Source organism: Bosea beijingensis, assembly GCF_030758975.1.
GTDB classification, from domain to species: domain Bacteria; phylum Pseudomonadota; class Alphaproteobacteria; order Rhizobiales; family Beijerinckiaceae; genus Allobosea; species Allobosea beijingensis.
The window spans coordinates 995,621-1,020,987 of sequence record NZ_CP132359.1; the positions used below are offsets into that span (position 1 = coordinate 995,621).

General features: G+C 67.5%; 19 protein-coding genes. 13 read left to right on the plus strand and 6 right to left on the minus strand.

Going from position 1 to position 25,367, the window contains the following annotated elements:
- Nucleotides 1-172: 172 nt before the first annotated feature.
- From Q9235_RS04890 to Q9235_RS04900, 3 genes are all read right to left on the minus strand, one after another.
- The gene (locus Q9235_RS04890; protein WP_306225676.1) at nucleotides 173-4,492 is read right to left on the minus strand and encodes a translocation/assembly module TamB domain-containing protein; all 4,320 of its coding nucleotides are present in this window, start codon (nucleotides 4,490-4,492) and stop codon (nucleotides 173-175) included.
- Nucleotides 4,492-6,504: an autotransporter assembly complex protein TamA gene (locus Q9235_RS04895; RefSeq protein WP_306225677.1), complete on the minus strand. Its 2,013-nt coding sequence runs from the start codon at nucleotides 6,502-6,504 to the stop codon at nucleotides 4,492-4,494. The genes Q9235_RS04890 and Q9235_RS04895 overlap by 1 nt, the downstream gene beginning before the upstream one ends.
- 106 nt (nucleotides 6,505-6,610) lie before the next feature.
- Nucleotides 6,611-7,366: a hypothetical protein gene (locus Q9235_RS04900; protein WP_306225678.1), complete on the minus strand. Its 756-nt coding sequence runs from the start codon at nucleotides 7,364-7,366 to the stop codon at nucleotides 6,611-6,613.
- Between Q9235_RS04900 and Q9235_RS04905 the strand changes: the two genes are divergently transcribed.
- On the plus strand, nucleotides 7,365-8,027 hold the full coding sequence (locus Q9235_RS04905) for a DUF4142 domain-containing protein (RefSeq protein WP_306225680.1): 663 nt from the start codon (nucleotides 7,365-7,367) through the stop codon (nucleotides 8,025-8,027). The two genes, Q9235_RS04900 and Q9235_RS04905, sit on opposite strands and share 2 nt — an antisense overlap.
- A gap of 186 nt (nucleotides 8,028-8,213) precedes the next feature.
- Here Q9235_RS04905 and Q9235_RS04910 read toward each other — a convergent pair whose 3' ends face one another.
- Nucleotides 8,214-9,479, minus strand: coding sequence for an alkyl sulfatase dimerization domain-containing protein (locus Q9235_RS04910; protein WP_306225681.1), 1,266 nt, complete (start codon nucleotides 9,477-9,479; stop codon nucleotides 8,214-8,216).
- Between the two features lie 260 nt (nucleotides 9,480-9,739).
- On the opposite strand from Q9235_RS04910, the gene Q9235_RS04915 reads away from it, so the two are divergent.
- The 8 genes from Q9235_RS04915 (at nucleotide 9,740) to Q9235_RS04950 (ending at nucleotide 17,804) form a co-directional block, all read left to right on the plus strand.
- Nucleotides 9,740-10,876 carry an ABC transporter substrate-binding protein gene (locus Q9235_RS04915; RefSeq protein WP_306225683.1) on the plus strand — a complete coding sequence of 379 codons (1,137 nt, stop codon included), beginning with the start codon at nucleotides 9,740-9,742 and terminating at the stop codon, nucleotides 10,874-10,876.
- A 151-nt stretch (nucleotides 10,877-11,027) separates the two neighbouring features.
- A complete protein-coding gene (locus Q9235_RS04920) occupies nucleotides 11,028-11,906 on the plus strand; it encodes a branched-chain amino acid ABC transporter permease (protein ID WP_306225685.1) in 879 nt (292 codons plus the stop codon).
- Nucleotides 11,903-12,907, plus strand: coding sequence for a branched-chain amino acid ABC transporter permease (locus Q9235_RS04925; protein ID WP_306225686.1), 1,005 nt, complete (start codon nucleotides 11,903-11,905; stop codon nucleotides 12,905-12,907). The genes Q9235_RS04920 and Q9235_RS04925 overlap by 4 nt, the downstream gene beginning before the upstream one ends.
- Nucleotides 12,904-13,647 (plus strand): ABC transporter ATP-binding protein, encoded by a 744-nt coding sequence (locus Q9235_RS04930; RefSeq protein WP_306225688.1) that lies wholly within the window; start codon nucleotides 12,904-12,906, stop codon nucleotides 13,645-13,647. The genes Q9235_RS04925 and Q9235_RS04930 overlap by 4 nt, the downstream gene beginning before the upstream one ends.
- An 11-nt stretch (nucleotides 13,648-13,658) precedes the next feature.
- Nucleotides 13,659-14,396, plus strand: a complete 738-nt coding sequence (locus Q9235_RS04935; RefSeq protein ID WP_306225689.1) for an ABC transporter ATP-binding protein — start codon at nucleotides 13,659-13,661, stop codon at nucleotides 14,394-14,396.
- A 77-nt stretch (nucleotides 14,397-14,473) separates the two neighbouring features.
- Complete coding sequence (locus tag Q9235_RS04940; RefSeq protein WP_306225690.1) at nucleotides 14,474-15,598, plus strand: zinc-dependent alcohol dehydrogenase family protein; 1,125 nt, start codon at nucleotides 14,474-14,476, stop codon at nucleotides 15,596-15,598.
- Nucleotides 15,599-15,807: 209 nt separating this feature from the next.
- A complete protein-coding gene (locus Q9235_RS04945; RefSeq protein ID WP_306225691.1) occupies nucleotides 15,808-16,953 on the plus strand; it encodes a CaiB/BaiF CoA transferase family protein in 1,146 nt (381 codons plus the stop codon).
- A complete protein-coding gene (locus Q9235_RS04950; protein ID WP_306225692.1) occupies nucleotides 16,950-17,804 on the plus strand; it encodes an HTD2 family dehydratase in 855 nt (284 codons plus the stop codon). Before Q9235_RS04945 ends, Q9235_RS04950 begins: the two co-directional genes overlap by 4 nt.
- Nucleotides 17,805-17,811: 7 nt before the next feature.
- On the opposite strand, the gene Q9235_RS04955 is transcribed toward Q9235_RS04950, so the two are convergent.
- Complete coding sequence (locus Q9235_RS04955) at nucleotides 17,812-18,438, minus strand: glutathione S-transferase family protein (protein ID WP_306225693.1); 627 nt, start codon at nucleotides 18,436-18,438, stop codon at nucleotides 17,812-17,814.
- A 113-nt stretch (nucleotides 18,439-18,551) separates the two neighbouring features.
- On the opposite strand from Q9235_RS04955, the gene Q9235_RS04960 reads away from it, so the two are divergent.
- The 4 genes from Q9235_RS04960 to Q9235_RS04975 all read left to right on the plus strand — a co-directional run bounded on the left by Q9235_RS04960 (nucleotide 18,552) and on the right by Q9235_RS04975 (nucleotide 24,574).
- On the plus strand, nucleotides 18,552-20,507 hold the full coding sequence (locus tag Q9235_RS04960) for a bifunctional 2',3'-cyclic-nucleotide 2'-phosphodiesterase/3'-nucleotidase (protein ID WP_306225694.1): 1,956 nt from the start codon (nucleotides 18,552-18,554) through the stop codon (nucleotides 20,505-20,507).
- A 130-nt stretch (nucleotides 20,508-20,637) separates the two neighbouring features.
- The gene (locus Q9235_RS04965; protein ID WP_306225696.1) at nucleotides 20,638-22,581 is read left to right on the plus strand and encodes a putative bifunctional diguanylate cyclase/phosphodiesterase; all 1,944 of its coding nucleotides are present in this window, start codon (nucleotides 20,638-20,640) and stop codon (nucleotides 22,579-22,581) included.
- A 50-nt stretch (nucleotides 22,582-22,631) separates the two neighbouring features.
- Nucleotides 22,632-23,672 (plus strand): aspartate carbamoyltransferase, encoded by a 1,041-nt coding sequence (locus Q9235_RS04970; RefSeq protein ID WP_306225698.1) that lies wholly within the window; start codon nucleotides 22,632-22,634, stop codon nucleotides 23,670-23,672.
- Nucleotides 23,669-24,574 (plus strand): hypothetical protein, encoded by a 906-nt coding sequence (locus tag Q9235_RS04975; RefSeq protein ID WP_306225699.1) that lies wholly within the window; start codon nucleotides 23,669-23,671, stop codon nucleotides 24,572-24,574. The genes Q9235_RS04970 and Q9235_RS04975 overlap by 4 nt, the downstream gene beginning before the upstream one ends.
- Nucleotides 24,575-24,583: 9 nt before the next feature.
- Here Q9235_RS04975 and Q9235_RS04980 read toward each other — a convergent pair whose 3' ends face one another.
- Nucleotides 24,584-25,321, minus strand: a complete 738-nt coding sequence (locus tag Q9235_RS04980; protein ID WP_422678349.1) for an SIMPL domain-containing protein — start codon at nucleotides 25,319-25,321, stop codon at nucleotides 24,584-24,586.
- Nucleotides 25,322-25,367: the final 46 nt, after the last annotated feature.

The window sequence follows — 25,367 nt, forward strand, 5'->3', positions numbered from 1 at the left end:
TGGAAACCGGTGTTGCAGGCGAGCCACGCTTTGACCGCCGAAATTCACCAGGCATTAACCCCAACGGCACCGTGCAAGGGGTTTTCGGCTTGCCGCAGCCCAGAATCGCTGCCTGGAAATCGGGAATCCGGCCGAATCTCCTCTCGCACCGATTCCGGAGCGAGAGCCTGATTCAGTACTCCCACTCGGCCCCGATTCCGACAGCAGCGCTGCCGTCCGCCCCGGTCTCTGCCTGGAGCTTCAGGCGCTTGGTCACGTCGATGCCGACCGAGACGCCGCTGTCCTCGGGCTTGGAGCCGACCTTCACGCCGACGGAGATGTTGTCGCTGATATAGCGCGAGGCTCCGACAGTCGGGCCGCCTGCGCCCATCTGGATGTCGAGATTGTCGACGCCGAGCGATTTGCGCAGCCGCTCGAACGTGTCGTCGCCACCGCCACCGGCGAACTGCGCCGCCGCCTGCGCGAGCTGCAGCGCCTGGAAGGGCGAGAGCGAGCCCGAGGCACGGGCGAAGAGCAGCCGCGACAGCACCTCGTCTGGCGGCAGTTCCGGCTGCGAGGTGAAGGCAAAGACCGGCTGGTCGGCGGGGCCGCTGATGATGATCCGGGCGGTGACGTCGCCGGCGCTGGTCTGGGCGATGAAGTCGAGATCGGGAATCAGCCCGCCGGCGAAGGTCAGCCGGCCGCGGCTGAAATCGAGCCGCTGGGTCAGGACGCTCAAACGGCCGCGACGCAGTTCGAAGCCGCCGTCCAGCGCAGGCGCGGAGGAGGTGCCGCCGACACGAATTTCGCCGCCGAGCTCGGCGTCGATGCCGCGGCCGCGGATGAAGACCTTGTTGGGGGCCGAAACGGTCAGGGCGAGCGTCGCGTCGAAAGCCGGCGCAGCGCGGCCGCCGCGTCCCCTGGCCTTCTGCGCCTTGCGAGCAGCGGCGAGGCGGGCAGCCGCCGCGCCCTTCGCATTGACATGCCTGATGCCGTCGACCGGCCTAAGCGTCGTCGGCAGGCGATCCGGCACGGAGACTTCGAGCGAGGCGATATCGATCCGGCCGCCGAGACGCGGGCGCTGCGCCAGCGGGCCGGCGATCTCGAGATTGAGCCCCGCCACGGCGGTGACCAACCCGCTGGAGACAAGCTGGGCGCGATCGCCGCGAATACGGATACTGCCGGGAAAGCCCGCGCCCGGATCGACCTTGACCTGACCGCTCGCGGAGATCGTGCCGCCGTTCGGCGTCTGGGCGGAGGCGCGCTCGATCGTCAGGTTGTCGCCATTGGCGGCGATCCGCGCTTCGATCGCGTTGAAGCGGATGCCTTGCAGGGCATCGGTGAAACTGCCGCCGGTCAGGGTCGCGTTGCCGCTGAGACGCGGGGCGGAAGCGGTTCCGCCGGCACGCATGTCGAGGGCGACCGCTCCGGTGACACGCTGACCGCTCGCCCCCAGCATGGTGTTGGCGAGCGCGGCGTCGACCCGGCCCTGGGCGGTCAAATCGAGCGGGCCGGTGGCATTCAGCGGGGCGGTGCCGCGCAAGGTCAGACTCGCGCCCTTCCCGGCGTTGACGGTCGCGGAGATGCCGGCTGCGTCGCCTTTGAGCGCGCCCTCGCCCTGGATCTCGACCGGCGGCAGGCCGGCCTGGCGGGTTTCGGGCGTAACGAGCTGGGCGATCCTGAGCTTCCACGGCCCCGACAGGTCGCCGGGCTTGCCCTTGACCTGCGCCTCGGCATTCAGCGTGCCGCCGAGCTTCAGGCTGGGAACCGCGATGCTTGCGGCGGACAGCGGCACGTCGCGGGCGGCGAAGCGCAGATCGAGCGTCTCGCCGGCGCGGCCGTCCAGCGTCACCCGCCCCTTGTCGATCATGACAGCGAGATTGGCGATCTCGACGCCGGAAGCCGGGAAGCTGAAGGCGGCGGGATTGGCGAGCGTGATGGCGCGACCGTCGCGGCGTGCGTCGAAGGAGGCGAGCTCCAGCTTCAAAGGCTCGCCCGGGACAAGCCGGCCGGCGCCCTTCAAGGCGAAGCCGCGGGCATTGGCGCTGAGCGTGAAGGCGCTGGCGTCAGGCGCGCCCTTCGAATCGAAGCGGATGCCGCTGATCGCCTCGCCGGCCGCGACGGCGCGGTCGATGGCGATCGCCGCGTCGAGCATCGGGCGGCCGTAGATATCGCGGGCATTCGCACGGGCATCGAGCTTGTCGATCGACAGCGAGGGGCCGACAAGGCGCGAGCCGCGAGCGGTCAGGTCGACATCCTGCCGGCCTTCCGGCGCTGCCAGCACGATATTGGCGTCGAGCTGGCCGCCGAGCTTGGTCAGCGCCAGGGCCGAGAGATCGTCGAGATTGCGCGCGGCGAGCGTCAGGCGACCGGCGGCGCGGCTGGCCGGGTCGAGCGTCAGGCCGCCACTCAGACGGACGGAGCCGAGGGCGAAGTCGAGCGTCGAGAGGTTCCAGCCGTCATCGGGCTGGCGAGCGAGGCGCAGCGAGCCGGTCGCAGGCTTGGAATCGACTTCGCCCGCGAGCGTTACGCTGGCGTCGAGCGCGCCCTGCAGATCCTTGGCCACGGCATCGATCGTCAGGCGCGGGATCGGCCGGGCGAGCGCGGTCGCATTGGCGACGGCGATGCGAGCGGTGGCGTCGAGCTTGTTCTGCGGGCCGGTGATCTCGGCGGTGACGTCACCGCGGCCTGACAGGCGGGGATCGGCGCGCTTCAAATCGGGCAGGCTCAGCGCGAGCTTCAGATTGGATTGCTGCTGGCCGATCGAGCCGTCGGCGGTGAAGGCGGCGTGCTGGCCAGCGACGCGCAGGCCGTTCACCGTATAGTCGCCGGCGAGCGCGTTGACACGGCCGGCGAGGGTCAGGTTGCCGGCGAGCAGACGATCGAGCGCGGCTTCGCCCGTGGCCAAGCGCTCGGCCTTGCCCGAAAGCGTCGCCGTGTAATCGTTGAGGCGCGGGGTCGCGTCGAGATCGGCGGCGATCTCCGCCCTGCCCCCGAGCGGGCGGCCTGCCAGACCGCTCAACCGGGCGAGATCGGGCAGCACGGCCTTGAGCTGGCCGAGCATGCGCGCCTGGCCGAGCTTGCCCTTGTAATCGAGCTCGACGCCAGAGAGCGCGAGCTTCAGCATCTCGAAATCGGCGGTGCCGTCATCCTGCCCGGTGCCGCGCAAGGTGAAGGTGACCTTGTCGCCAACCGCACGCATCAGCGCCTTGTCGGCCAGCACGATGCCGCTGGCCTCGCCATCCGAGGCTAGCGCGATGCGGGTGCCGGGCTCGCCGATGGTGCCGGTCGGCGTCGCATTGAACGAGAGAGCGACCTTGCCAAATTGCCCGGCGGGCAGCTTGGCGTCGTTCGCGTCGAGCTTCGCGACGACGGTCGGCCCGGCCACCGGGCCGCGGATCGTCGCATCGAAGGCGAGCTTGCCGATCTCGGTGCCGGACGCGACCGTGCGCCCACCCTCGTTGGGGCGGGAGGCAGCAGTGACGCGCAGGTCGAGCGTCTTATCGGCGTTGTAGCGGCCGAGCACGTCGAGGCGGGCCAGCGCGGAGACCAACGCCAGATTGCGGATGTCGATGCCGCTGTCGTCGCGGAAGCCGACCGCGCCGTCGAGACGGGTCGAACCGGCGAAGACCGGGGCCACCGGCGCCGGCATCAGCCCTTCGATGCGGGCATCGAGAGCGAGCGCGAGCTGGCGTTCGGTTCCAGCGCGGGTGAGCGTCGCGGAACCGTCGGCGCCGATGGTCGGGCCCGCCGTGAAGACGAGGCTGGAACGGAAGGAATCGAGCGGGCCGTCGCCCTTGAGGTCGAGCTTCACGGGCGGCTCGCCGGGCAGGCCCGCGACCTTCGAGATCAGGCCGCCCGCCGGCTCATCGAGCTTGGCGGCGAGCTGCAACCGCGTGTTCTCCGGCACGAAGGACAGGGTGACGTCGAAGAGCCCGCCCATGTCGAGCCGCTTCGCCTGAAACTTGAGGTCGAGCCCCTCGTTCGGCGGCCCGAGCCGCGCCGCACCATTGGCACTGAGGCGGGCGGCGACGCCGAGCACGGGTTCGCCCAGCGCCAGCTCGTTGAGCTGGAGCGCGCGGATGATCACCTTGAGCGGCAATTCGGGCAGGATCGGCTCGTTGCTCGGCGGAGCCGCGCCGGCCGGCTGCGGCGCGGGCTTGCGCAGGATTTCGAGCTTGCCGATCTCCAGCCGGTCGACATCGAGTCTCCGCAGCAGCAGGGCGCTGCGCGTCCAGATCAGGCGGACACGGTCGAGCCTTAGCCAGGCGCCGTCGCGGTCGGAGAGCACGATATCGCGGATCTCGACATCGGAGGAGAGCGCGCCGTTGACCTCACCGATCGAAACCTGGCTCGTGCTGCTCGACAGGGCCTTTGAGATCAGGTCGGCGACGACGCCGCGGTCGGTCTGGGCATTCTGGGCGAAGCCACCGAAATGCGCCGAGAACAGGAAGCCGGCCGTCAGCAGCAGAGCAAAAAGCGCAAGGCGCGGTATGGTGAGAAGCCGGCGCATCAGAAGGCCTGCCCGATGCTGACGTAGAGCGCGACCGGCTTGTCGCCCTTACGCGGATTGAGCGGCGCGGCGACGTCGACGCGGATCGGCCCGATGCCCGTATAGTAGCGGAAGCCGAGGCCGGCGGCCATTTGCAGCTTCTGTTTGCCGTCCGGCAGGCTCGATTCGAAGGCGGTCCCGGCATCGAAGAAGGGCACGATGCCGATGGTGTCGGTGATCTTGATGCGGGCCTCGACCGAGGCCTCCAGCAGGCTGCGGCCGCCGATGATCCGCCCGAACGGCCCGAGCGGCGACAGGCTGCGATAGGCATAGCCGCGCACGGAGCCGCCGCCGCCGGCATAGAAGCGCCGCGTCGCCGGGATGTCATCGAGGCTCGCGCCGGAGACCGAGCCGAAGCCGATGCGCCCGGCGAGGATGTAACGGGCGTCCTCGTCGAGCGCGTAATAGGCGGAGACGGCCGCCTTGGTCTGATAGATGCCGACCGTCGAGCCAAGGAAGGTCGGATACGGCGTGAACGAGGCGGTCGCGCGGTAGCCGCGCGTCGGGTCGAGCAGGTTGTCGGTGGAATCGTACTTCACCGAGAGCGGGATGCCGACAAGCGTGTAGTCGACCTGACCGAGCACGTCGCTGGTCTGGCCGCGCTCGACCTCGACGCCGCCCTGGATCGAGAAGGTGTCGCTGAAGCGATGGCGGATCGCCGTGGTGACGTTGCCGTATCGCGCCGTGTAGCCGCCATAGCGGTTGAGGCCGACGCGCTCGCGCGTCGCGACGCCGTCGAGCAGCCAGTCGTTGCGGCTGCCGCCGAGCGCCGGCTTCATGAAGCTGAAGGCGAAGCGGCCGCCGAGATCGGATTCCTTGAAATCGCCAAAGCGCTGGAGCTTGGTGCCGTCGATGCGCGGCGCGAAGAAGACGCTGGCTTCCAGCCGCAGGCGCTCGGCGCCGCCGAACAGGTTGCGGTGCTCCCAGTAGGTCTTCACCGCCGGGCCGTCGATGGTCGAATAGCGGGCCGAGAAGCCGAGCAGGCGTTTGGGCCGCTCGGTCACCTCGACGAAGATCGGCAGGTTGCCGGCACCGTCGAGCTTGTCGCCCTCACGGATACGGACGGAACCGACGGCGGGGATCGTCGCAATCGAGCGGCGGGTATCGGCCAGCGCCTTCGGCGAATAGGGATCGCCGGGCTCCAGATAGATGAAGGAGCGCACGACCTCCGGCGGGATCTCGTCGGTCTGGCCGACCGTGATGTCGCCGAAGCCGGCAAGCGGACCGGGCGCGATGACATAGGTCACGTCCATGATGCCGGTGGCATGGTCGACGACGGGGCGCAGCTCGACGACCTTGGCGAGCGGACGCGACTGTGCCCGCATATGGTCTACCAGCGCCGCCTGCGCCGCCCGCAAGGCCGCGGCGGTGGCCGGGTCGCCGGCCTTGAGCCTGGAGACCTTGACGGGATCGGCGATCGCCGGGGCGCCCGCCTCGTCACGCTCGACGATGTCGATCTTGCGCAGACCGAAGATCTTGCCGGGCCGGGCAACGATTTTGATCGGCACGGCATCGCGGTTGCGATGCGCTTCGAGCGTCCTGACCAGCGTTGCGTTCGGTTCGGCCCCGACCTTGAGCGGGACGCCGTCGACGACCAGCGTGACATCGGCGTTGAAATAGCCCTGCGACCAGAGCGCATCGAGCATCGGGTTGAGGTCGGTCGCCATCCGGCGCGCCAGGCTCTCGCCGTCGGGCGGGGCGTCCTGGCGCAGGCGATAGAGCAGCGAGGCGTCCTGCAGCGAGCGCGTCAGGGCCTTGGCATCGTCGGCCTCGCCGAGATCGAATTCGAGCTTGTAGGGCAAGGCGGACGCGCTCGGCGCCGGCGGCTCGTCCTTCTTGGTGAAAAGGCCGAACACGTCGAGCGACGAAAGGTCGAAAGCCCGGGCAGGTTCCGCCTGCAGGCCCAGCAGAGTGGCAAACGCACAGCCGCCGCTCAGCGCGACCGCATGCCCTGCCCTACGCCAAAACCGCATCCACCCTCCAAGCAACCCCCCGCCACACGCAAAATCATGCCCATGCCCGCCGCCATCATAGGGAGCCGACGGGCATGCGCAATGCTCAAGGACTCGAACGTTCCTGCTAACGAAGGGTTAAGGCCACCGTCGCGAGCGGCGAAAGTCGCGTCACGACCTCACCCTTTCCGGGCGAGAGCACGCCGCCGCACAAGCTGCCGGTGGTCACGATCTGACCGGCCTTGAGGCTGCCGAGATCGTCGCTCCTGCGGTTGGCCCAGGCAAGGAAGGGCGCCATCGGATCGCCGTTGGCGTGTACGGCCGGCTGGTCATAGATCGTCACGCCGTTGAGCGAGATGAAGCAGCCGAGACCGGTTAGATCATCGAGCGTGGCGATGTCGAGCTCGGGGCCGATGAGATAGCCGCCATGGCCCATCGCATCGGCGAGCCAGAGCGGGAAGGCGACATTGCCGGACCAGTTGGCGAGGCGGCTCTCGACGATCTCGATGCCGAGATAGGCCTTGTCGCAGCAGCCCAGCAATTCGGCGCGCGACCAGGGCTGGCCCGGACGGAACGGCACGTCGCGGGCGAGCCGGAGCGCAATCTCGATCTCGATACGCAATTCCGCGCCGATCGCGCCGTCATAGACATCGCCGGGCGCCAGATAGGGGCCGGGCATCAGGCCGGCGACCGCGGTGCCATCCTCGGCGATGCCGACCTTCCAGCCTGCTTCGGGCAGGCCGAGCGCCTTGCCGACCGCGGCCTGCGCGACGAGGCCTTCGGAGAGGGTTGCCGGCACCGGCAGGCTCGCGATCTCGGCCAGAGAACGCTCGCGGCGGGCCTTCACCAGCGCATCGCGCACGGTCTCGACGGTGTTCGGCATGGGCATTCCTCTGCATCCGGACGGCAAGCGCGCCGAGCCCCTGCTATCGCAGCAGGCGGGATGCGACAAGGCGCGCCGGCGCGTCGATGCCCGGCGCCGGCGCCATGGAACCTCGCGGCGGCTTGGCGGTTCCCCGGGGATGACCCATATCTTTCATCGCACCCGGCGGACTTTGCTCCAGGGTTTCGCCGGGATCGTCCTGCTCGGCTTCACTGCCACGGCACAATCATCCGTTCCCGCCGGGGAATTCGTGCGCCAGACCGCCATCGCCCAGATGTTCGGCATCGAGTCGGCAACGCTCGCGCTGCACAAGAGCAGTTCGCCCGCGATCAAGGATTTCGCGCATACGCTCGCCAGCGAACAAGGCGCGGTGACGAGCGGCCTGCGCCGCATCATCGCCAAGCGCTCGGACATCGCCCTGCCCGACCGACCGGACGGGCGCCATCTCGATCTCCTGCGCGATCTCGCCGACAAGCAGGGCGCCGCCTTCGACAAGGCCTATGTCGAGGCCCAGCGCAGCATGCACCGCGATGTCGCGGCGCTGATGGAGCGCTACGCCAGCGAAGGCGACGATGCCGAACTGAAGAGCTTCGCCGCGCAGACCCTGCCAGTGTTCCGCGAACTCGACCGGAAGTCGCGCGAGCTGCAGGTCACGCCTTAGGGTCTTTCGCGACCCACACGCCGGGGACTTCGCACAACCCTTGTCATTCCGGGGCGCGCCGCAGGCGTGAACCCGGAACCCACGACCGGGTAAGACATTCCATGCGGGTTGCCCAGTGTCTCACCCGGTCGTGGGTTCCGGGCTCTTCGCTCCGCAAAGCCCCGGAATGACAAGGGTGGAGCGTTGTCACCCCTTCGCGCGCCCTTCCGCCTCGCGCTCGTAGACAGCGAGGAAGGCCTTGCCCATCAGCGAGGATTCGCCGTCGATCAGCTTCCGAAGCGTCGCGGCGCGGATGGCCTGGAGTTCAGGATCGTGCGGCACGGCCGCGGCTGCGAGTTCGGCCAGCGCCACCGCGAGCCGGTTCTGCCCCTGCCCTGCCAAAGCTTGCGCACGCTCGGCCAGCTTCCGCGCGCCTCCGGCAAGATCGGCGAGTTCGGCGGCCAGATCCGCCGTCCGGGCGGGCTTCAGATGGGCGGCGTTGCCGTCGAACCAGCCCGCATTGAGATGATAGATGCTGCGGACGAGGAATTCGGGGTCGTCGTATTTCGGCAGGAGATAGGGCTTGGCGAGATAGCTCGCGGGTACCTTGACCTTGCTCAGGACGTCTTCGAGCGTCGCGCCGGCATTCATCAGCGTGAGCGTCTCGCGGACGAGATGCTCCAGCGCCTCGGCACCGTCGCTCAGCATCCGCGCCACGCGCTCCTGCCCGAACACGACGGGACCGTGGCCGGGGATCAGCGTTTCCGGCTCGAGCGCTTCCATCCGCCGGAGCGCCTGCCCCCATTCGGCGGCATAACGCTGGACCTTGCGGGGATTGCCGGCATTGGGGAACACCCAGATCACGAAATCGCCGCTCGCCAGCACGCGCCGCTCCGGCAGCCAGACGAAGGTCGCGTCATCCGTCTCGCCGCGGCCGTGGAAGAGTTCGAGCCGCTCGCCGCCGATCGTGAGCGACAGGGTGTCGTCATAGACCTCGTCAGGCCGGCGCTGGCCGATCGGATAGACATAGCCGGGCATGTTGAACTGCTGGCTCTGCACGAGGCTGTTGAAGCCATGCGTGTCGACATAGCGCTGCATGCGCCGGGCGACATTGCGATGCGCGACGATGCGCGGACGCGCCCATCCGCGCCGATCCGCCTCCTCGTCTATCAGCTTGATGCCGCTGGTATGGTCGATATGGCCATGGGTGAAGATCACCGTATGGATCGGGCCGTCATCCCAGGAGCGGATGACGTCGAGCGTCTGCCTGGCGGTGTCGGGCTTGGCGGTGTCGATCAGCACGAGGCCTGCCGAGGTCTTGATCGCCGTCACGCTGCCGCAGAAATAGGTGGTGTGGACGGTGACGATGTTGTCGTCCACCTGCGTGATCGCGCCATGCGAGACTGCAGCCGTCCATTCCTCCATCGCGGCGGAGCCTTCCCAGAGACGCTCGAATAACGGGTCCTGTTTCATGCGGCATCCTCCGGCAAAGCCCTTCCCTGTTTAGCATCATCGGCCGATGGCGACAGGCCGATCCGGCCGCATGCTGACAGCAGGCGTCAGCGGCCGGAGCGGTCAGCGATGCCGCGCAATCCCCGGCAAAGCGGAAGCCTAGACCGTACCGCGGGTTACGAGCTCTGGACATCCCGCCCCAAAGCCCGGCAAGAAGCGGGCGGGCGCCGCGGCTGTCCAAGACCGCGCATGCGACAAGAATCGTCCGGGAGGAACAGAGAATGAAATCGCTTTGGATCATGGCCGCCGCGCTTGGCGCCACGCTCAGCCTGCCGGCGCAGGCGCAGGACAAGGTCAAGCTGGTCGACGTCATCGAATTGTCGGGTGCGGGCGCCGCCGCCGGCACCAACTGGAAGAACGGCGCCGACATGGCCGCCGCCGACATCAACGCCAAGGGCGGCATCCTCGGCAAGCCGGTCGAGATCGTCCATTACGACACGCAGACCAATCCGGGGAACACCCGTGCCGCCGTGCAGCGCGGCATCGACGAAGGCGCCTATGCCATTCTCGGCCCGATCTTCTCCGGCCCGATCGGCGCATCCATGCAGATCTCGCAGCGCGCCGAAGTCGCCCAGATCGTCGGCGGCGAGGCGGCCGGCTTCACCAAGCAGGGCAACCCCTACATCTTCCGGACCTCGCTCAGCCAGACGGCGGCGATGCCGAAGATCGCCAAATACCTGAAGGACACCGTCAAGGCCGGCTCGATCGCCGTGGTCTGGGTCAACAACGATTTCGGCAAGGGCGGGCGCGACGCCATCCTGCCCGAACTCGAGAAGGCCGGCATCAAGGTCGCCGTCGACGTCTCGACCGAGCAGGGCCAGGCCGATTTCACCGCCGACGCGATCAAGGTGAAGAACGCCAATGCCGATGCCGTCTTCGTCTACCTGAACGAGGAGGAGAGCGCCCGCTTCCTGCGCGCCGCCAAGCAGCAGGGCATCACCAAGCCGATGATCGGCGAGACGACGCTGCTCGGCGCCCGCGTGCTGGAACTGGCCGGCGACGCCGCCAACGGCGCCAAGGGCCATGTCGGCCTGTCGACCGATGCACCCATCCCGGCCCTGCAGGAATTCGGCAAGCGCTATCGCGAGAAATACGGCTTCGCCTCCGACCATAACGGCGTGAAGGGCTACATGGCCGTGTTCATGGTGAAATGGGCGACGGAAAAGCAGAAGAAGCTCGACAAGAAGGGCCTCGCCGACACGCTGCGCGGCGCGACCATCAAGGCGAGCGAGGAGCCGGGCATCATGATCGACACGGTGATCGAGCAGAACGGCGATCTCGACCGCGAAAGCTTCCTGGCCGAGGTCGTCGACGGCAAGCAGGTGATCAACACCACCCTGCCGCGGATCAAGCCGTAAGCAGCCAGCATACCCTCGACGTCATCCCGGACGGAGCGAAGCGAAGATCCGGGGTCCATGCCTGAGCCTTCATCGGAAAGGTTCCGGAATGGATCCCGGGTCTCCCTGAGGCCGCCCGGGATGACATGAGTTTGGGCACAAAGCGGAAGCCATGGCCGAATTCATCGCCTATCTCATCGCCGGCATCGCCACGGGCTCGATCTACGCGCTCGCCGCGATCGGCTTCACGCTGGTCTGGCAGACTTCGCAGACGATCAATTTCGCCCAGGGCGAGTTCGTCATGCTGCCGGCCGCGCTGATCCTGCTCGCGGTCAAGCTTTTCGGCCTGCCGCTCTGGGCCGGCGGACTGCTCGGCATCGCGGTCTTCCTGCTGATCTTCGGCGCGGGCTTCAAGCTCGTCGTGGTCGACCCGATGATCAAGCATGGCGTGCTGCCGCTCGCGATCGCCACCATGGCGCTCTCGATCGTGATGAAGGAAAGCGCCAAGGACGGCTTCTCGGCAGAGGCGCAGAGCTTCCCCTCGCTGGTGCCGACCGACATGATCAACCTGCTCGGCATATCGATCTCGCTGCAGCATCTCGCGATCATCGTCGTTGCCTTTGCGGCGATCGGCCTGCTGCAATGGTTCGTCGGCGGCACCAGGCTCGGCCGGCAGATGCAGGCGACGGCGCAGAACCCGACGGTCGCGCGCATCCTCGGCATTCCCGTCGAGCGGATGGTGCTGCTGACCTTCCTGCTCAACGCCGCGCTCGCGGTCGTCGCCTCGCTTCTGATCTCGCCGATCTATCTGGCCAAGTTCTCCAATGGCGAAACGATCGGCCTTTTCGCCTTCATCGCGGCCATCGTCGGCGGCTTCAACCAGGTGCGCGGTGCGCTGGTCGGCGGCGTCCTGATCGGCGTCGCGGATTCGCTGGCCGCAGCCTATATCTCGACGCAATACCGGCTGGCCGTGCCGCTGGTGCTGCTCGTCGCCATTATCCTGATCAAGCCGGAAGGGCTGATGGGCCGCAAGGAGGAGCGCCGCGTATGAGCGCCCCTGCCGTCCAGAATTCCGCCGCCCCGCGCCGCGCCGCCAGCCGGATCGATGCCGCGTTGATCGGGCTCGTGCTTGGCGCCGTCCTCCTCTGGTTCGCACCGGTCGGGATGGGCCGCTACGGCACCTATGTGCTTTCGCTCTGGCTCGTCATGAGCATCGGTGTGATGGGGCTCAACCTCACGCTCGGCTATGCCGGCCAGACCTCGCTGGCGCAGGCCGCCTTCATGGGTCTCGGCGCCTACACCACGGCGATCCTGACCACGAAATACGGGGTGAACTGGTATGCCGCCTTCGCGCTGTCGGGTTTGCTGACCTTCGGGGTCGGGCTGCTGCTCGGCTTCCCGGCGCTCAGGGTTCGCACGCATTACCTCGCCTTCGTCACCCTCGCCTTCTCGACGCTGATCTGGCTCGTGCTCCGCAACGAGCAATGGCTGACCGGCGGCGTCTTCGGCATCTCCAACATCAACCGGCCGAACTTTTTCGGGATCAAGCTGTTCGGCGCGCTGGAATTCCACCGCTTCGTCGTCGTCGTCACGCTGATCCTGTCGCTTAAGCTGTGGTGGCTCGTCCGCTCGCCCTGGGGCCGTGCCTTCACGGCGCTGCGCGAGAACCCGGTCCGCGCCGCGAGCCTCGGCATCGACACCCGCACTTATACGCTGCTCGCCTTCGCCATCGGCTCGGCTTATGGCGGCTTCGCGGGCGCGCTCTATGCGCCGCTGGTCGAGTTCATCGACCCCTCGCCCTTCTCGCTGTCGCAGAGCCTGTTCCTGCTGCTGATGGTGGTTGCGGGCGGGGCCGGATATCTCTTCGGCCCCTTCGTCGGCGCATTGCTCGGCGTCGTGCTGCCGGAATGGCTGCGCTTCGCCGGCTCACTCTACCTGATCATCTTCGCCACGATCGTGCTTGCGCTGCTGGTCATCTGCCCGCAGGGCGTCAGCGGCCTGATCGAACGCGGCTGGCATGCGCTCCGGCGCAAGACCGGAGGCGCGCGATGAGCCCGGTCCTCGAAGTCCACGACCTGCACAAGGCCTTCGGCGGCATCAAGGCCGTGAACGGCGTTTCGTTCTCGGTCAACGAGGGCGAAATCCTCGGCATCATCGGGCCGAACGGCTGCGGCAAGTCGACCCTGTTCAACTGCATCCTCGGCCAGCTCGAACCGACGCAAGGGGCGGTGAAGCTCGATGGCCGCGATGTCACCAACATGCGCCCCTCCGCGCTCAACCGGCTCGGAGTCAGCCGCACCTTCCAGCTCCTGCAGGTCTTCCCGGAACTCTCGGTCCGCGAGAACCTGATCCTCGCCGGGCAGGAGCACCAGGGTTCGATGCTCGGCCGCCTGCTCGGCGCGCGCGATGCCGGCCTCTCCGACAAGGCCGAGCAGATGATCGGCTTCTTCAAGCTCGGCCATCTCGCGGAGGCCAAGGCGGGGGGCTTGTCCTATGGCCAGCAGAAGCTGCTCGACGCCGCGATGGCCTTCATGGCGGGCCCGCGCCTCGTGCTGCTCGACGAGCCCGCCGGCGGCGTCAACCTGACCATGCTCGGCGATCTCAAGGAGCGGCTGCGCGCGATCAATGCCGAGCAGGGCGCGACCTTCGTCGTGATCGAGCACAACATGGACTTCGTGATGTCGCTCTGCACCCGCGTGATCGTGCTGGCCGAGGGCAAGGTTCTGGCCGAGGGCACGCCGGCCGCGGTCCGTGCCAACCCGGCCGTGATCGAAGCCTATCTCGGGCATTGAGGAGCGCGGCGATGAGCACACCGATCCTCGAACTCGACGGCGTGGTCGGCGGCTACGGCGCCATGACCATCCTGAACGGCACCTCCTTCGCGGTTAAGCGCGGCGCCATCACCACCGTGATTGGGCCGAACGGCGCCGGCAAATCGACCGTGTTCAAGGCGATTTTCGGCCTGCTCAAGCTGCGCGAGGGTCGCATCCGCTTCGACGGACGCGACATCACCGGCTGGAACCAGCGGAAGCTCCTTGAAGCCGGCATCTGCTACGTGCCGCAGGGGCGCAACATCTTCCCGGAGCTCTCGGTACGCCACAATATCGAACTCGGCACGGTCGCCGCCGGTTCGGGAATCACCGACATGCCGCAGCGGCTCGAAGCGGCGCTCGACCGCTTCCCGGCACTCAGGCGCAAAGCAGATCAACAGGCTTCGACACTCTCCGGCGGCGAGCAGAAGCAGCTCGAAATCGTGCGCGGCCTGCTGCTTGATCCCAAGCTCGTGCTGATCGACGAGCCCTCGATCGGCCTCTCGCCGCTGATGGTGCAGGAGACCTTCGGCATCCTGAAAGATCTTCGTGCCAGGGGCGTCTCGATCCTGATGGTCGAGCAGAACGCCCGCTCGGCGCTGGAGATTTCCGACGAGGGTCTGGTGCTCGAACTCGGCCGCACCCGCATGCAGGGGCCGGCGGCAGAGATCCTCGCCGATCCCCGCATCGGCCAGCTCTTCCTCGGCGGCACGCTGAGCGACGTTGCCTGACGACCTATGCGTCAGGCTTTGACAGCGGCGTCCTCTCCTGTCGGGATGGCTCCGGATACCGAGACCGGAGCCCGACCATGAAGATTCGCGCCGCCGTCCTGAACGCGAGCCCGGTTGCCGCGCCCTATGCGCAGAGCCGCCCGCTGCGGATCGAGGAACTCGACCTCGCCCCGCCTGGGCGCGACGAGGTTCTGGTTCGGATTCGTGCTGCGGGCCTGTGCCATTCCGATCTCTCGGTTATCGACGGTAATCGCCCGCGCCCGGTGCCGATGGTGCTCGGCCATGAGGCGGCCGGCGAGGTCGTCGAGACCGGCGAAGGGGTCGATGATCTGAAGACCGGCGACCGCGTCGTGATGGTGTTCGTGCCATCCTGCGGACATTGCGCGCCCTGTGCCGAGGGGCGCCCTGCCCTGTGCAAACCCGGCAACGCGGCCAACGGGCGCGGCGAGATGCTCGGCGGCGGACGGCGGCTCTCGGTCGATGGCCAGCCGGTGCATCACCATATCGGCGTCTCGGCCTTCGCCGATCATGCGGTGATCTCGCGCCGCTCGCTGGTCAAGATCGAGGCCGATATCCCGCATGAGATCGCGGCCCTGTTCGGCTGCGCCGTGCTGACCGGCGTCGGCGCCGCCGTGAACACGGCGCGGATCAAGGCCGGCGAGACGGTGGCAGTCGTCGGGCTCGGCGGTGTCGGGCTCTCGGCGCTGCTCGGTGCCATCGCCTGCGGGGCCTCGCGGGTCGTCGCCGTGGATCTCGCACAGGACAAGCTCGACCTCGCGTTGGCGCTGGGCGCCACCGATGCCTTCAAAGCCGATATGCCGGACGTGATTGAGGCGATCCGGCAAGCGACCAAGGGCGGCGTCGATCACGGCCTGGAGATGGCGGGGTCGGTGAAAGCGCTCGACCTCGCCTACCAGATCACGCGGCGCGGCGGCACCACGACGACGGCCGGGCTCGCCAACCCCGCCCATACGCTCTCGCTCTCGCCGGTCAGGCTTGTCGCCGAGGAGCGAACGCTGAAGGGGTCCTATGTCGGCTCCTGCGTGCCCTCGCGCGACATCCCGCGCTTCATCGAGCTCTACCAGCGCGGCCGGCTGGCCGTAGACAAGCTCTGGACCAGCTCGGGCAGCCTCGACGAGATCAACGAAGGTTTCGATGCGCTGCACGAAGGCCGCACGATCCGCCACATCGTCAGGATGTGAGGCGGGCAGCGCCCGGCTCGGACAACCGATCTTTCAGCACGGTATCAAAGACATAGCGCCCGCTCGTGAGATGTTGATTCAAGCTGCGACCGCCTCGCCGGCGCGGCACTCCCAGCTGTCGAGGCGCCGTAATCCGCACCAACCGGCCGCCCCATTTGACTCGGCCACGCCGGGACGCTCTTCCTCTCCCGCCTATTGAGGGAATGCCGATGTCGAATGCGTTGGAAGGAATCGTCGTGGTCGCGCTGGAGCAGGCGGTGGCCGCGCCGGTCGCGAGCTGCAAGCTCGCCGATGCCGGCGCGCGCGTCATCAAGCTGGAGCGGCCGGAGGGCGATTTCGCGCGCGGCTATGACGGCTTCGCCAAGGGCCAGTCCTCCTATTTCGTCTGGATCAACAGGGGCAAGGAATCCTGCCGGGTCGACCTGCGGCAGCCGGGGGACCTCGCGCTGGTCGAGGCGATGATCGCGTCGGTCGATATCTTCATCCAGAATCTCGCTCCCGGCGCCACTGAGCGGCTCGGGCTCGGCAGCGCGACGCTCCGGCAGCGTCATCCTCGTCTCATCACCTGCGATATCTCCGGCTACGCACCGGGCACCCCACATGAGCGGCGCAAGGCCTATGACCTGCTGATCCAGGCGGAATCGGGCCTCTCCGCCATCACCGGCACGGCCGAATCCGGGCCCTCGCGCATCGGCGTCTCCATCGCCGATATCGCCACCGGACAGGCCGCCTATGCCGCGATCCTCGAAGCGCTGCTGAAGCGGGCGCGCACCGGCGTTGGCTCGGCGATCGCGCTTTCTCTGTTCGACACCCTCGCCGAGCTGATGAACGTGCCCTATCTGACCCGGCGCTATGGCGGCATGGAGCCAGCGCGGGTCGGGCTCGCCCATCCCTCGATCGCGCCCTACGGCGTGTTCTCGCTCATCGACGGGGAGGTGCTGGTCTCGATCCAGAGCGAGCGGGAGTGGCAGATCTTCACCCGCAACGTGCTGGAAAGCCCGGAGCTGGCCGATGATCCGCGCTTCGCCTCCAATGTGCTGAGGGTGAAGGAGCGCGCGCTGCTGGATGGTGAGGTGCAGAAGCGGCTCGGACGACGGCACTTCGCCGATGTCGCCGCCGCGCTCGATCGCCACGCCATCGCCTATGGCACGGTCTCCACGGTCGGCGGATTGATCGATCATCCGGCCGCAACCGCCCTGCCCGTTCCGACTCCGAACGGCCCGGTCGAGGTGCTGGCGCCTTCGGCGGTCGTCGATGGCAAGCGCGTCGCGATGCGGCCCGTGCCGGCGCTCGGCCAGCATGACGCCGCGCTGCGTGCCGAATTCGCCCACCAGGTCGAGGGAAGCCCGTCATGAGCATCGACATCGCCAAGCTCGCCAACTGGACCGGCAAAACCGAAGAGGCGCAGGACGTCGTCACGCCGCGCCTCGTGCAGAGCTTCACCGCCACGTTCGGCCGCCATCTCGCGCCCCATGATTCGGGCGAGGCGCCGCTCGCGCTGCATTGGTGCCTGGCGCCGCCGATCTCGGATATCGAGGCCTCCGGCCCCGACGGCCATGCCGCCAAGGGCGAGTTCCTGCCGCCCGTGCCGCTGCCGCGGCGGATGTGGGCCGGCGGGCGGATCGAGACGCTGGCACCGCTGCGCGAAGGCGACCGTGTCACCCGGCATTCGCGCATCGGCGATATCACCTACAAGGAGGGGCGCAGCGGCCCTCTCTGCTTCGTCGCCGTCCACCATGACTACGTGACCGAGCGCGGCGTGGCCCTGCGCGAGCGGCACGACATCGTCTATCGCGAGGCGGCGCAGCCGGGCGCCTCCGCAGCCGGCGCTCCCGGCCCGGCTGCCGATGGAGAAGCGGCCGATCTCGTCTGGGAGATAGAGGGCAGCCCGCTCTTGCTGTTCCGCTATTCGGCGCTGACCTTCAACGGCCACCGCATCCATTACGACTTCCCCTATGCGACGGGAACGGAGGGCTATGCCGGGCTCGTGGTGCATGGGCCGATCCAGGCGACACTGATCGCCAACATCATCGCGACGCTGACCGAGGGCGCGCCGATCCGGCTCGACTATCGAGGCCTGAGCCCGCTCATCGCCGGCGGCGTCTTCCGGGTAAAGGCGAAACGGCAGGCCGATGGCAGCGTCCGGGGCTGGACCGAGGGCGTCGACGGGCGGGTGCGCATGGAAGGCGTCCATCGCCCAGCGTAACGGCGCCTCAAGCGGGCGCGACGAAGGGCTGGGATATCTCGGCGAAGACAGGAAGCGCTTCCAGCCCGGCGGCATGGGCTGCAAGCGTCGGTATCGCAGCAGGATCAACCAAGCCCGGATGCGCCTCGGTGATGAAGCGCAGCGCCACCGCCGCCGCGATGTCGGCATGGCCCAGTGTCTCGCCGAACCAATAGGGCGTGTTGCGGCCGGCACGGTCGCGTTCGAGCGCGGCAAGCGCCGACAGGATCTGGCCGCTGCAACGTTCTGCCCAGACTGCCGAGACCTGCTCGTGCAGGCGCAGTTCATAGAACAGGCTGACCGCCTTCTCGGCCGCGCCCATGGCGAGCGCCACGACGGAGAGTGTCTGGCGCCGCAACGGGCCGCTGCGCGGGCAGAGCGCCCGCTCCGGCCCGGCGAGATCGTCGAGCGCGTCGATCATACCGGCACTGTCGATGAGTACCTCGCCATCGTCGAGCACCAGGGTCGGCACGCGCATCAGTGGATTGAAGGCACGCACCTTCTCGCCATCGGCGAAGACGGACCAGGGCCGATGCTCGAACGGCAGGCGATAGAGCGCGAGCGTGATGCCGACGCGGCGGACGAAGGGCGAATCATACTGGCCGATCAGGATCATCGCTCTCTCCGTTCACCATCTTCCGAATAGGCAGCGCGCCCGGCATGTTCTCGGTGTCACGGCCGCGCCGCAATGCTAACGTCCTGTCCCGGCAAGCATAGTGGGAGCCGGGCATGGCAAGGGATCATCGTCTCAACCGCCGCGAGACGCTCAAGGCCGGAGCCGCGATCGCCGCCTGCGCCGCCCTGCCGGGCACAGCCGCCGCGCAGGCTCCCGCGAAGCTCAAGCTGCGCGTGCTGGAGACCACCGATCTCCACGTCAATATCGTGCCTTACGACTATTTCCGCGACGGCCCGGACGAGACGGTCGGCCTCGCCAAGACCGCGAGCCTGATCAAGGCGGCGCAGGGCGACGTGAAGAACAGCCTGCTCTTCGACAATGGCGATTTCCTGCAAGGCTCCTCGCTGGGCGACTACATCGCCTACAAGAAGGGGCTGAAGGCCGGCGAGACCCATCCGATGCTCGCGGCGATGAACGCCCTGCCCTATCTCTGCGGTACGCTCGGCAATCACGAATTCAATTACGGGCTGGAATTCCTCGACCACGGCCTCGCCAAGGCCGAGTTCCCGATGGTCTGCGCCAATGTCGAGCGCGTCGGCGGCGGCCCTCTCGTCGATGCCTGGCGGCTGTTCGAGCAGAGCTTCGAGGACGAGGCCGGCAACCGGCACGTGCTGCAGATCGGCGTGATCGGCTTCGTGCCGCCACAGATCATGCAATGGGACAAGGGCCATCTCGACGGCAAGATCGTCGCGACCGATATCGTCGACGCCGCCGAGAAGCATATGCCGGACCTGCGCGACGCCCAGCCGGACCTCGTCATCGCGCTCTGCCATTCAGGAATCGCTGGCGGCACGCGGCGCGGCATGGAGGAGAACGCGGCGCTGCATCTCTCGAAGATCGAAGGCATCGACGTCATCCTGACGGGCCATCAGCACCTGGTTTTTCCGGGTGGAAAATCCTTCGACGGCATCGCCGGCGTCGACAACGTCAAGGGCTCGCTGAACGGCAAGCCCGCCTGCCAGCCCGGCTTCTGGGGTTCGCATCTCGGCATCGTCGACCTGGAGCTGGAAAAGCGAGGCGAGCGCTGGACCATCGCCGATTTCAAGGTCGAGGCGAAGCCGATCTACGAGCGCACGCCGGATCGCAAGATCGTGCCGAAAGCTGCCGCCGAGCCGGCGGTCATGGCCGCGGTCAAGGCCGATCACGAGGCAACGCTGACCTATATGCGCGAGCCGGTCGGCAGCACGGCCGCGCCGATCAATTCCTATTTCGCGCTGGTCGCCGACGATCCTTCCATCCAGATCGTGGCCGAGGCACAGATCGCCTATGCCAAGCCGCTGATGGCGCAGACGCGCTGGAAGAACCTGCCGATCCTCTCTGCCGCCGCGCCGTTCAAATCGGGCGGGCGTGCCGGCCCCTCGTTCTATACCGACATTCCCGCCGGCCCGCTGGCGCTGAAGAACATCGCCGACATCTATCTCTATCCGAATACGGTGCAGATCGTGAAAGTCAGCGGCGCTGACGTAAAGGAGTGGCTCGAGCGCGCCGCCGGCATCTTCAACCGCATCGACCCCGCGAAGAGCAGCGAGCAGCCGCTGATCAACCCGGCTTTCCCCGCCTTCAATTTCGACGTGATCGACGGGGTGACCTACCGGATCGATGTCACCCAAGCCTCACGCTACGACAATGACGGCAAGCTCGCCGCGGCTGATTCGCACCGCATCCTCGACCTCGCCTTCGCCGGCGAGCCGATCGATGCGAAAACCGAATTCCTGATCGTCACCAACAACTACCGCGCCGGGGGCGGTGGCAATTTCCCGGGCACGAAGACGACGGTGGTGCTCGAAGCGCCCGACCTCAACCGCGACGTCATCGTGCGCCATATCCTGGGCAAGAAGACCATCGACCCGAAAGCCGACGGCAACTGGTCGCTCGCGCCGCTGCCGGCCGGCGTCAACGCGACTTTCCTGACCTCGCCCGCAGCGGCGGGCAAGCTGCCCGAAGAGCTGAAGGCGGAGCCGGCCGGAGACGGCCCGGAAGGTTTCGCCAAGTACCGGCTGCAGGGCTGACCGCGCTATATCCGTCGCGGATTATAATTTGTCGGCGAAACCGCCGAAGCGACATACAGTTCTTTAATAGATTTTTAGCGAGAATAGCGGGTACGCCGAACGAAAAGCAGATAGAGCGACGGGACGCCTGATGATCGTCGACGTTCATGAGAACAACATCGCGATGAAGTCGGAGTTGGTGGCGGCACTCTATGCCACCCCGGGAACGATCTTCATCGGCACCGTCACGGTCGCGGCCGTCATGGTCGCGAGTGCGCTGCTGACGGGCGGCGACATCGTCTTCCACGCCATGGCAGCGGCCATGGTCGCGATCGGCGTGTTCCGGTACCTATCGCATCGCTACTACAAGGGCATCCACCTCGCCACGGCCACGGAAGGCCAGATCGGCACGCTGGAAAACCTCGCGATGGCCGGCGCCTGGTCGACCGCCGCTCTGATCTCGGGCTTCGGCTGCTACGCCATCCTGCGCTACACCTACGAGCCTGTCGCGGCGCTCGCGATCGCCCAGACGATCGGCTATCTCGCCGGGATTTCCGGGCGCAACAGCTCGCGGCCGGTGATCACCCGCGTGCAGGTGCTGGCGGCAGCGACCCCGTTCACGCTCGCCCTGCTCTGGACGCGCGACCCGGCCTATCTGGTGATCGGGCTTTCGGTCCTGCTCACCACCGTCCTGACCTTCTCGAGTGCCCAGGTGATCCACCAGATCTTCCTGGCCCGCCTGCGCACGATGCGCGAGCTGGAGCATCTGGCCGTCAACGACACGATCACCAGCCTCTATAACCGCCGCGGCTTCATGCGCGAGATCCGGCAGATGGCGGCTTCCGGCCGCGCGGTGACCCTCATCTCGATCGATATCGACCGCTTCAAGAGCATCAATGACAGCCTCGGCCACGATATCGGCGACGCGCTGCTGCAGGGCTTCAGCGAGACGCTGATCGCGGAGCTCGGCGTCGGCGACATCGCGGCGCGCACCGGCGGCGACGAGTTCATGGTCGCGACCTCGCGCGATGCGGAGGGTGCCAGCGCGCTCGCCGCCCGCCTCGTCATGATGCTGGCCAGCCAGCGCGTCATCGGCGGCAGACACATCACCGCCACGGCCAGCATGGGCATTGCGCCGGCCGGCTGCGCCGCCTCGATCGACGAGGCCCTGAAATGCGTCGATATCGCGCTCTATCGCGCCAAGCTCGACGGAAGGAACCGCTTCGTCATGTACACCGATGCCATCCGCAACGAGCATGAAGACGGCGTGGCGCTCGAAACGGAGCTGCGCGACGCCATCCGTCGCGGCGAGTTCGAGCTGCATTTCCAGCCGATCTACAACCCGCGCTCCGGCACGGCGACGATGGCGGAGGCGCTGCTGCGCTGGCGGCATCCCCGGCGCGGCATGGTCAGTCCCGCGGTCTTCATCCCCCTCGCTGAACGGACCGGGCTCATCACCGTGCTGGGTTCCTGGGTGCTCGGCGAGGCGATCCGGGCAGCGCTGTCCTGGCCGCGCAGCGTCGGCGTCAGCGTCAACGTCTCGGCCCGCCAGTTCGAGCATGGCCACGACATCGTCGGCGTGGTCGAGGCGCTGCTCAGGATGAGCGGCATCGAACCCCAGCGCCTGACGATCGAGATCACCGAGAGCTCGCTGATCGACGATCCCGACCATGTCGTCTCCCGGCTCGTGGCACTGCGCGCGCTCGGCGTGCGGATCGCGCTCGACGATTTCGGCACGGGCTATTCCTCGCTCAGCTATCTCGCGCATCTGCCGATCGACACGATCAAGATCGACCAGGCCTTCACCCAGGAGATCGGCACCTCGCGCAAGGCGGATTCGCTGATGAACGCGATCGCCCAGCTCGCGCATGACCTGAAGCTGCGCCTGATCGTCGAGGGTGTGGAGACGCAGGAGCAGCTCACCGTCATCGAAAAGCACGCCGTCCACGGTATTCAGGGCTATATCTTCGCCCGGCCGATGACAGCGGACGATTTGCTGCCCATGATCGGCAACCGTGTTCGCACGGGGCGGATGGGGTCGGCGCGCTCGCGCTCCGGCTCGCGCAAGCCGGGCCGCTTCAGTCAGGTTGCCTGATACGCCCCGGACGCAGACGACCGCGCGAGCCGGAGGCCCAGAGGCTGCTGATGCAACGCCCGAACTATCCGAGCGGGAAGGATCTGCTGAGCGCCGATGCCGTCTCGCGCTTCGATCTCGACGACATCATGGAGCGTGCCGCGCGGCATCTGCATGAGGAGGAGCTGGAAAAGGCCGGCCTGCCTCTGCCCGAACAGCCGCCGGCCCCGCGCCGCCGCCCTAAAGTCATCGCCACGCTGTTCGACCAGCGCAGCACCCGCACCCGGCTCGGCTTCCAGACGGCGGCCGCGCGGCTCGGCCACCAGTCGATCGACGCCTATGACACCGACCGCAGCCGCATGGGCACGGCGACGGGCGAATCGATCGAGGACCATATCCATACGGTCGAGCTCTACAGCGACCTTCTGATCGTGCGCTCGCATCTGGAGGACATGCCCTATCGCGTCGGGCGCCTGAGCTATCTCCCCGTCATCAATGCCGGCAACGGCGCCGACGAGCATCCGACCCAGGCCCTGGTCGACATCTTCGCAATCCGGCAGATGCGCGGCGCGATCGAGAATCTCAGCATTGCCCTGTCGAGCGATTCGCGGGCGCGTTTCGCGATCTCCTTCGTGAAGATGCTGCGCCTCTCCCCGCCGAAGCGCTTCACCCTGTGCTGCCTGCCGGATACGCCGATCAACCCGGCAATGCGCGAGGCGATGACCGTGCTCGCCGATCTCGGCACGCAGGTCGGGCTCGTCCACGACATCCGCCATACGCTCGACCATGACGTGCTCAGCATCCAGATGCAGGACATGAGCAAATTCGCCCACGCCTCCCTTGGCAACGAAGCCGTCGACAAGGAAAAAGAGAGCGAACCCTTCACCCTGACTGCCCGCAAGGTTCTCGACGCCCGTTCGGATACGCTGATCCTCAACCCTCTTCCGCGCTTCTCGGAGCTCGACACCTCATGCGACAGCCTCCCGAACGCAGGCTATTTCCGCCAGGTCCAGCTTTCCGTGCCGATGCGGATGGCCATCCTGGAGCGCATGCTGCTGGGCATACCCTGGACGGGACAGGCCGAGGCTTTCCGATCTTCTTCGGGTGGATGAGCGCCTATCTCGCGTCCTATCTCGCGATCGCCCTCTCGATCCGCCTGCTCTCCGGCTATCTCACCATCATCGAGATCGGGCTCTTGCGCTCGGTCGGCAGCCTCGCCATCGCCGGTGCTGCGGTCTGGGCAGGCGAAGCCGAACAGCGCCGCAACGTCCTGCCACCGAAGTTGCGCGAGGATGTCGTCCGCAGCGTCCTGCATCTCGCCGGCTCGCTCGCGCTGATCTGGAGCCTGGCGCATCTGCCACTCGCGCTCGTCACCACCATCGAGTTTTCAGGCCCGCTCTTCGCAGCCATACTGCTCTTCCTGGTCCTGCGCCGCCGTCCCGGCATCGGGGCCGCGCTCGGGCTCGCCGTTCTTGCGACCGGGATCGGGCTGCTCGTATTCAGGCTGGACGCCGTCCCCGACCACGATCTTGCGATCGCCATCGGCGCCGTCGCGATCCTGACAACGACCAATCTCATGCTGGCGCGGCTCGCGGCCCAACGCAGCACCTTGTCCATCGTGCTGCTGATGCATGCGATCCAGCTACCGCTCTACCTGCTGCTCTGGTTCTTCGTGCCGGAACAATGGTCGCCGCCGCCGCAGCCCTACCGGCTGGCCTTCGACATTCCCGAACTGGCCGTGATCGGCGGCGCCGTGCTCGCGCTGATCGTCGGTGGCTTCGTCTCGCAGGCGGCGCTCGCCAATGCCTCGCGACACGCTACGCCCTTGCAGCTTTGCAGCGCAGACACGTTGCGCGTGCCCTTGATCACGCTCGCAGCCTATCTGCTGCTGGCGGAATTGCCGCCGGCGGAGCTGCTGCTGCCGGGGCTCTGGGTGCTGTGCGGCGTCGTCATCACCAGCCTGCCGGTCGCGGCAGGCGGAAAGCTGCGCCCGGAGCAAGCCGGGCGCGCTTGATGGCGGATATTACGGCGCGATCTCGAAGATCACGTTGACCTGCGTCCGGTAGGCGTTCTCACCGCTGGCCAGCGGCACGGCGGCATCGCTCGCGGCCATGCGCACCCCGCCGCCATAGGGCATCGGACGCGGCATGATCGACTGCTCCTCGATCAGGATGATCTTGCCGAGCTTGATGTCGGCCGCCTCGGCCAGGGTCTTGGCCCGCGCCACCGCATCGGCGACCGCGCGCTTGCGCGCCTCGGTGAGCGTCGGCTTCATGTCGTCCTTGACGAAGGCGATGCCACCGCCCTGATTGACGCCGAGCCCGACCGCCTTGTCGAGGATGCCGCCGGCGTCGGTGAGGTTGCGGACCCGGACGGTCAGCGCGTTGCTGACGCTGTAGCCCGCGATCTTCGGCTCGCCGCTGCGATCCTTGCCCGGCTGGGTATAGCGCGGCTGGATGCTGAGGCCCGATGTCTGCAGATCGCGTTCGGCGACACCGGCTTCCTTCAGCGCGGCCAGCACCTGCTTCATCGCATCATTGTTGGCGCTGAGCGCCGCACGCGCCGTCTCGGCCTCGCGCAGCACGGTCAGGTTCAGGATCGCCATGTCCGGCGCCACGCTGACCTCGCCCTCCCCGGTCACGCTGATGCGCGGGCTGGCACGCCGGGCGGCATCCTCCTGGGCCGTGGCGGAGGCGACCGGCAGCATCGCGGCGGCGATCAGGGCGGCGCCGGCCAGGGCGGGGGCGAAAAGCTTGGGCATCATGACTCCTGCAGATTCTGCGGCAAACGGCCGTCGCGTTGCCAAA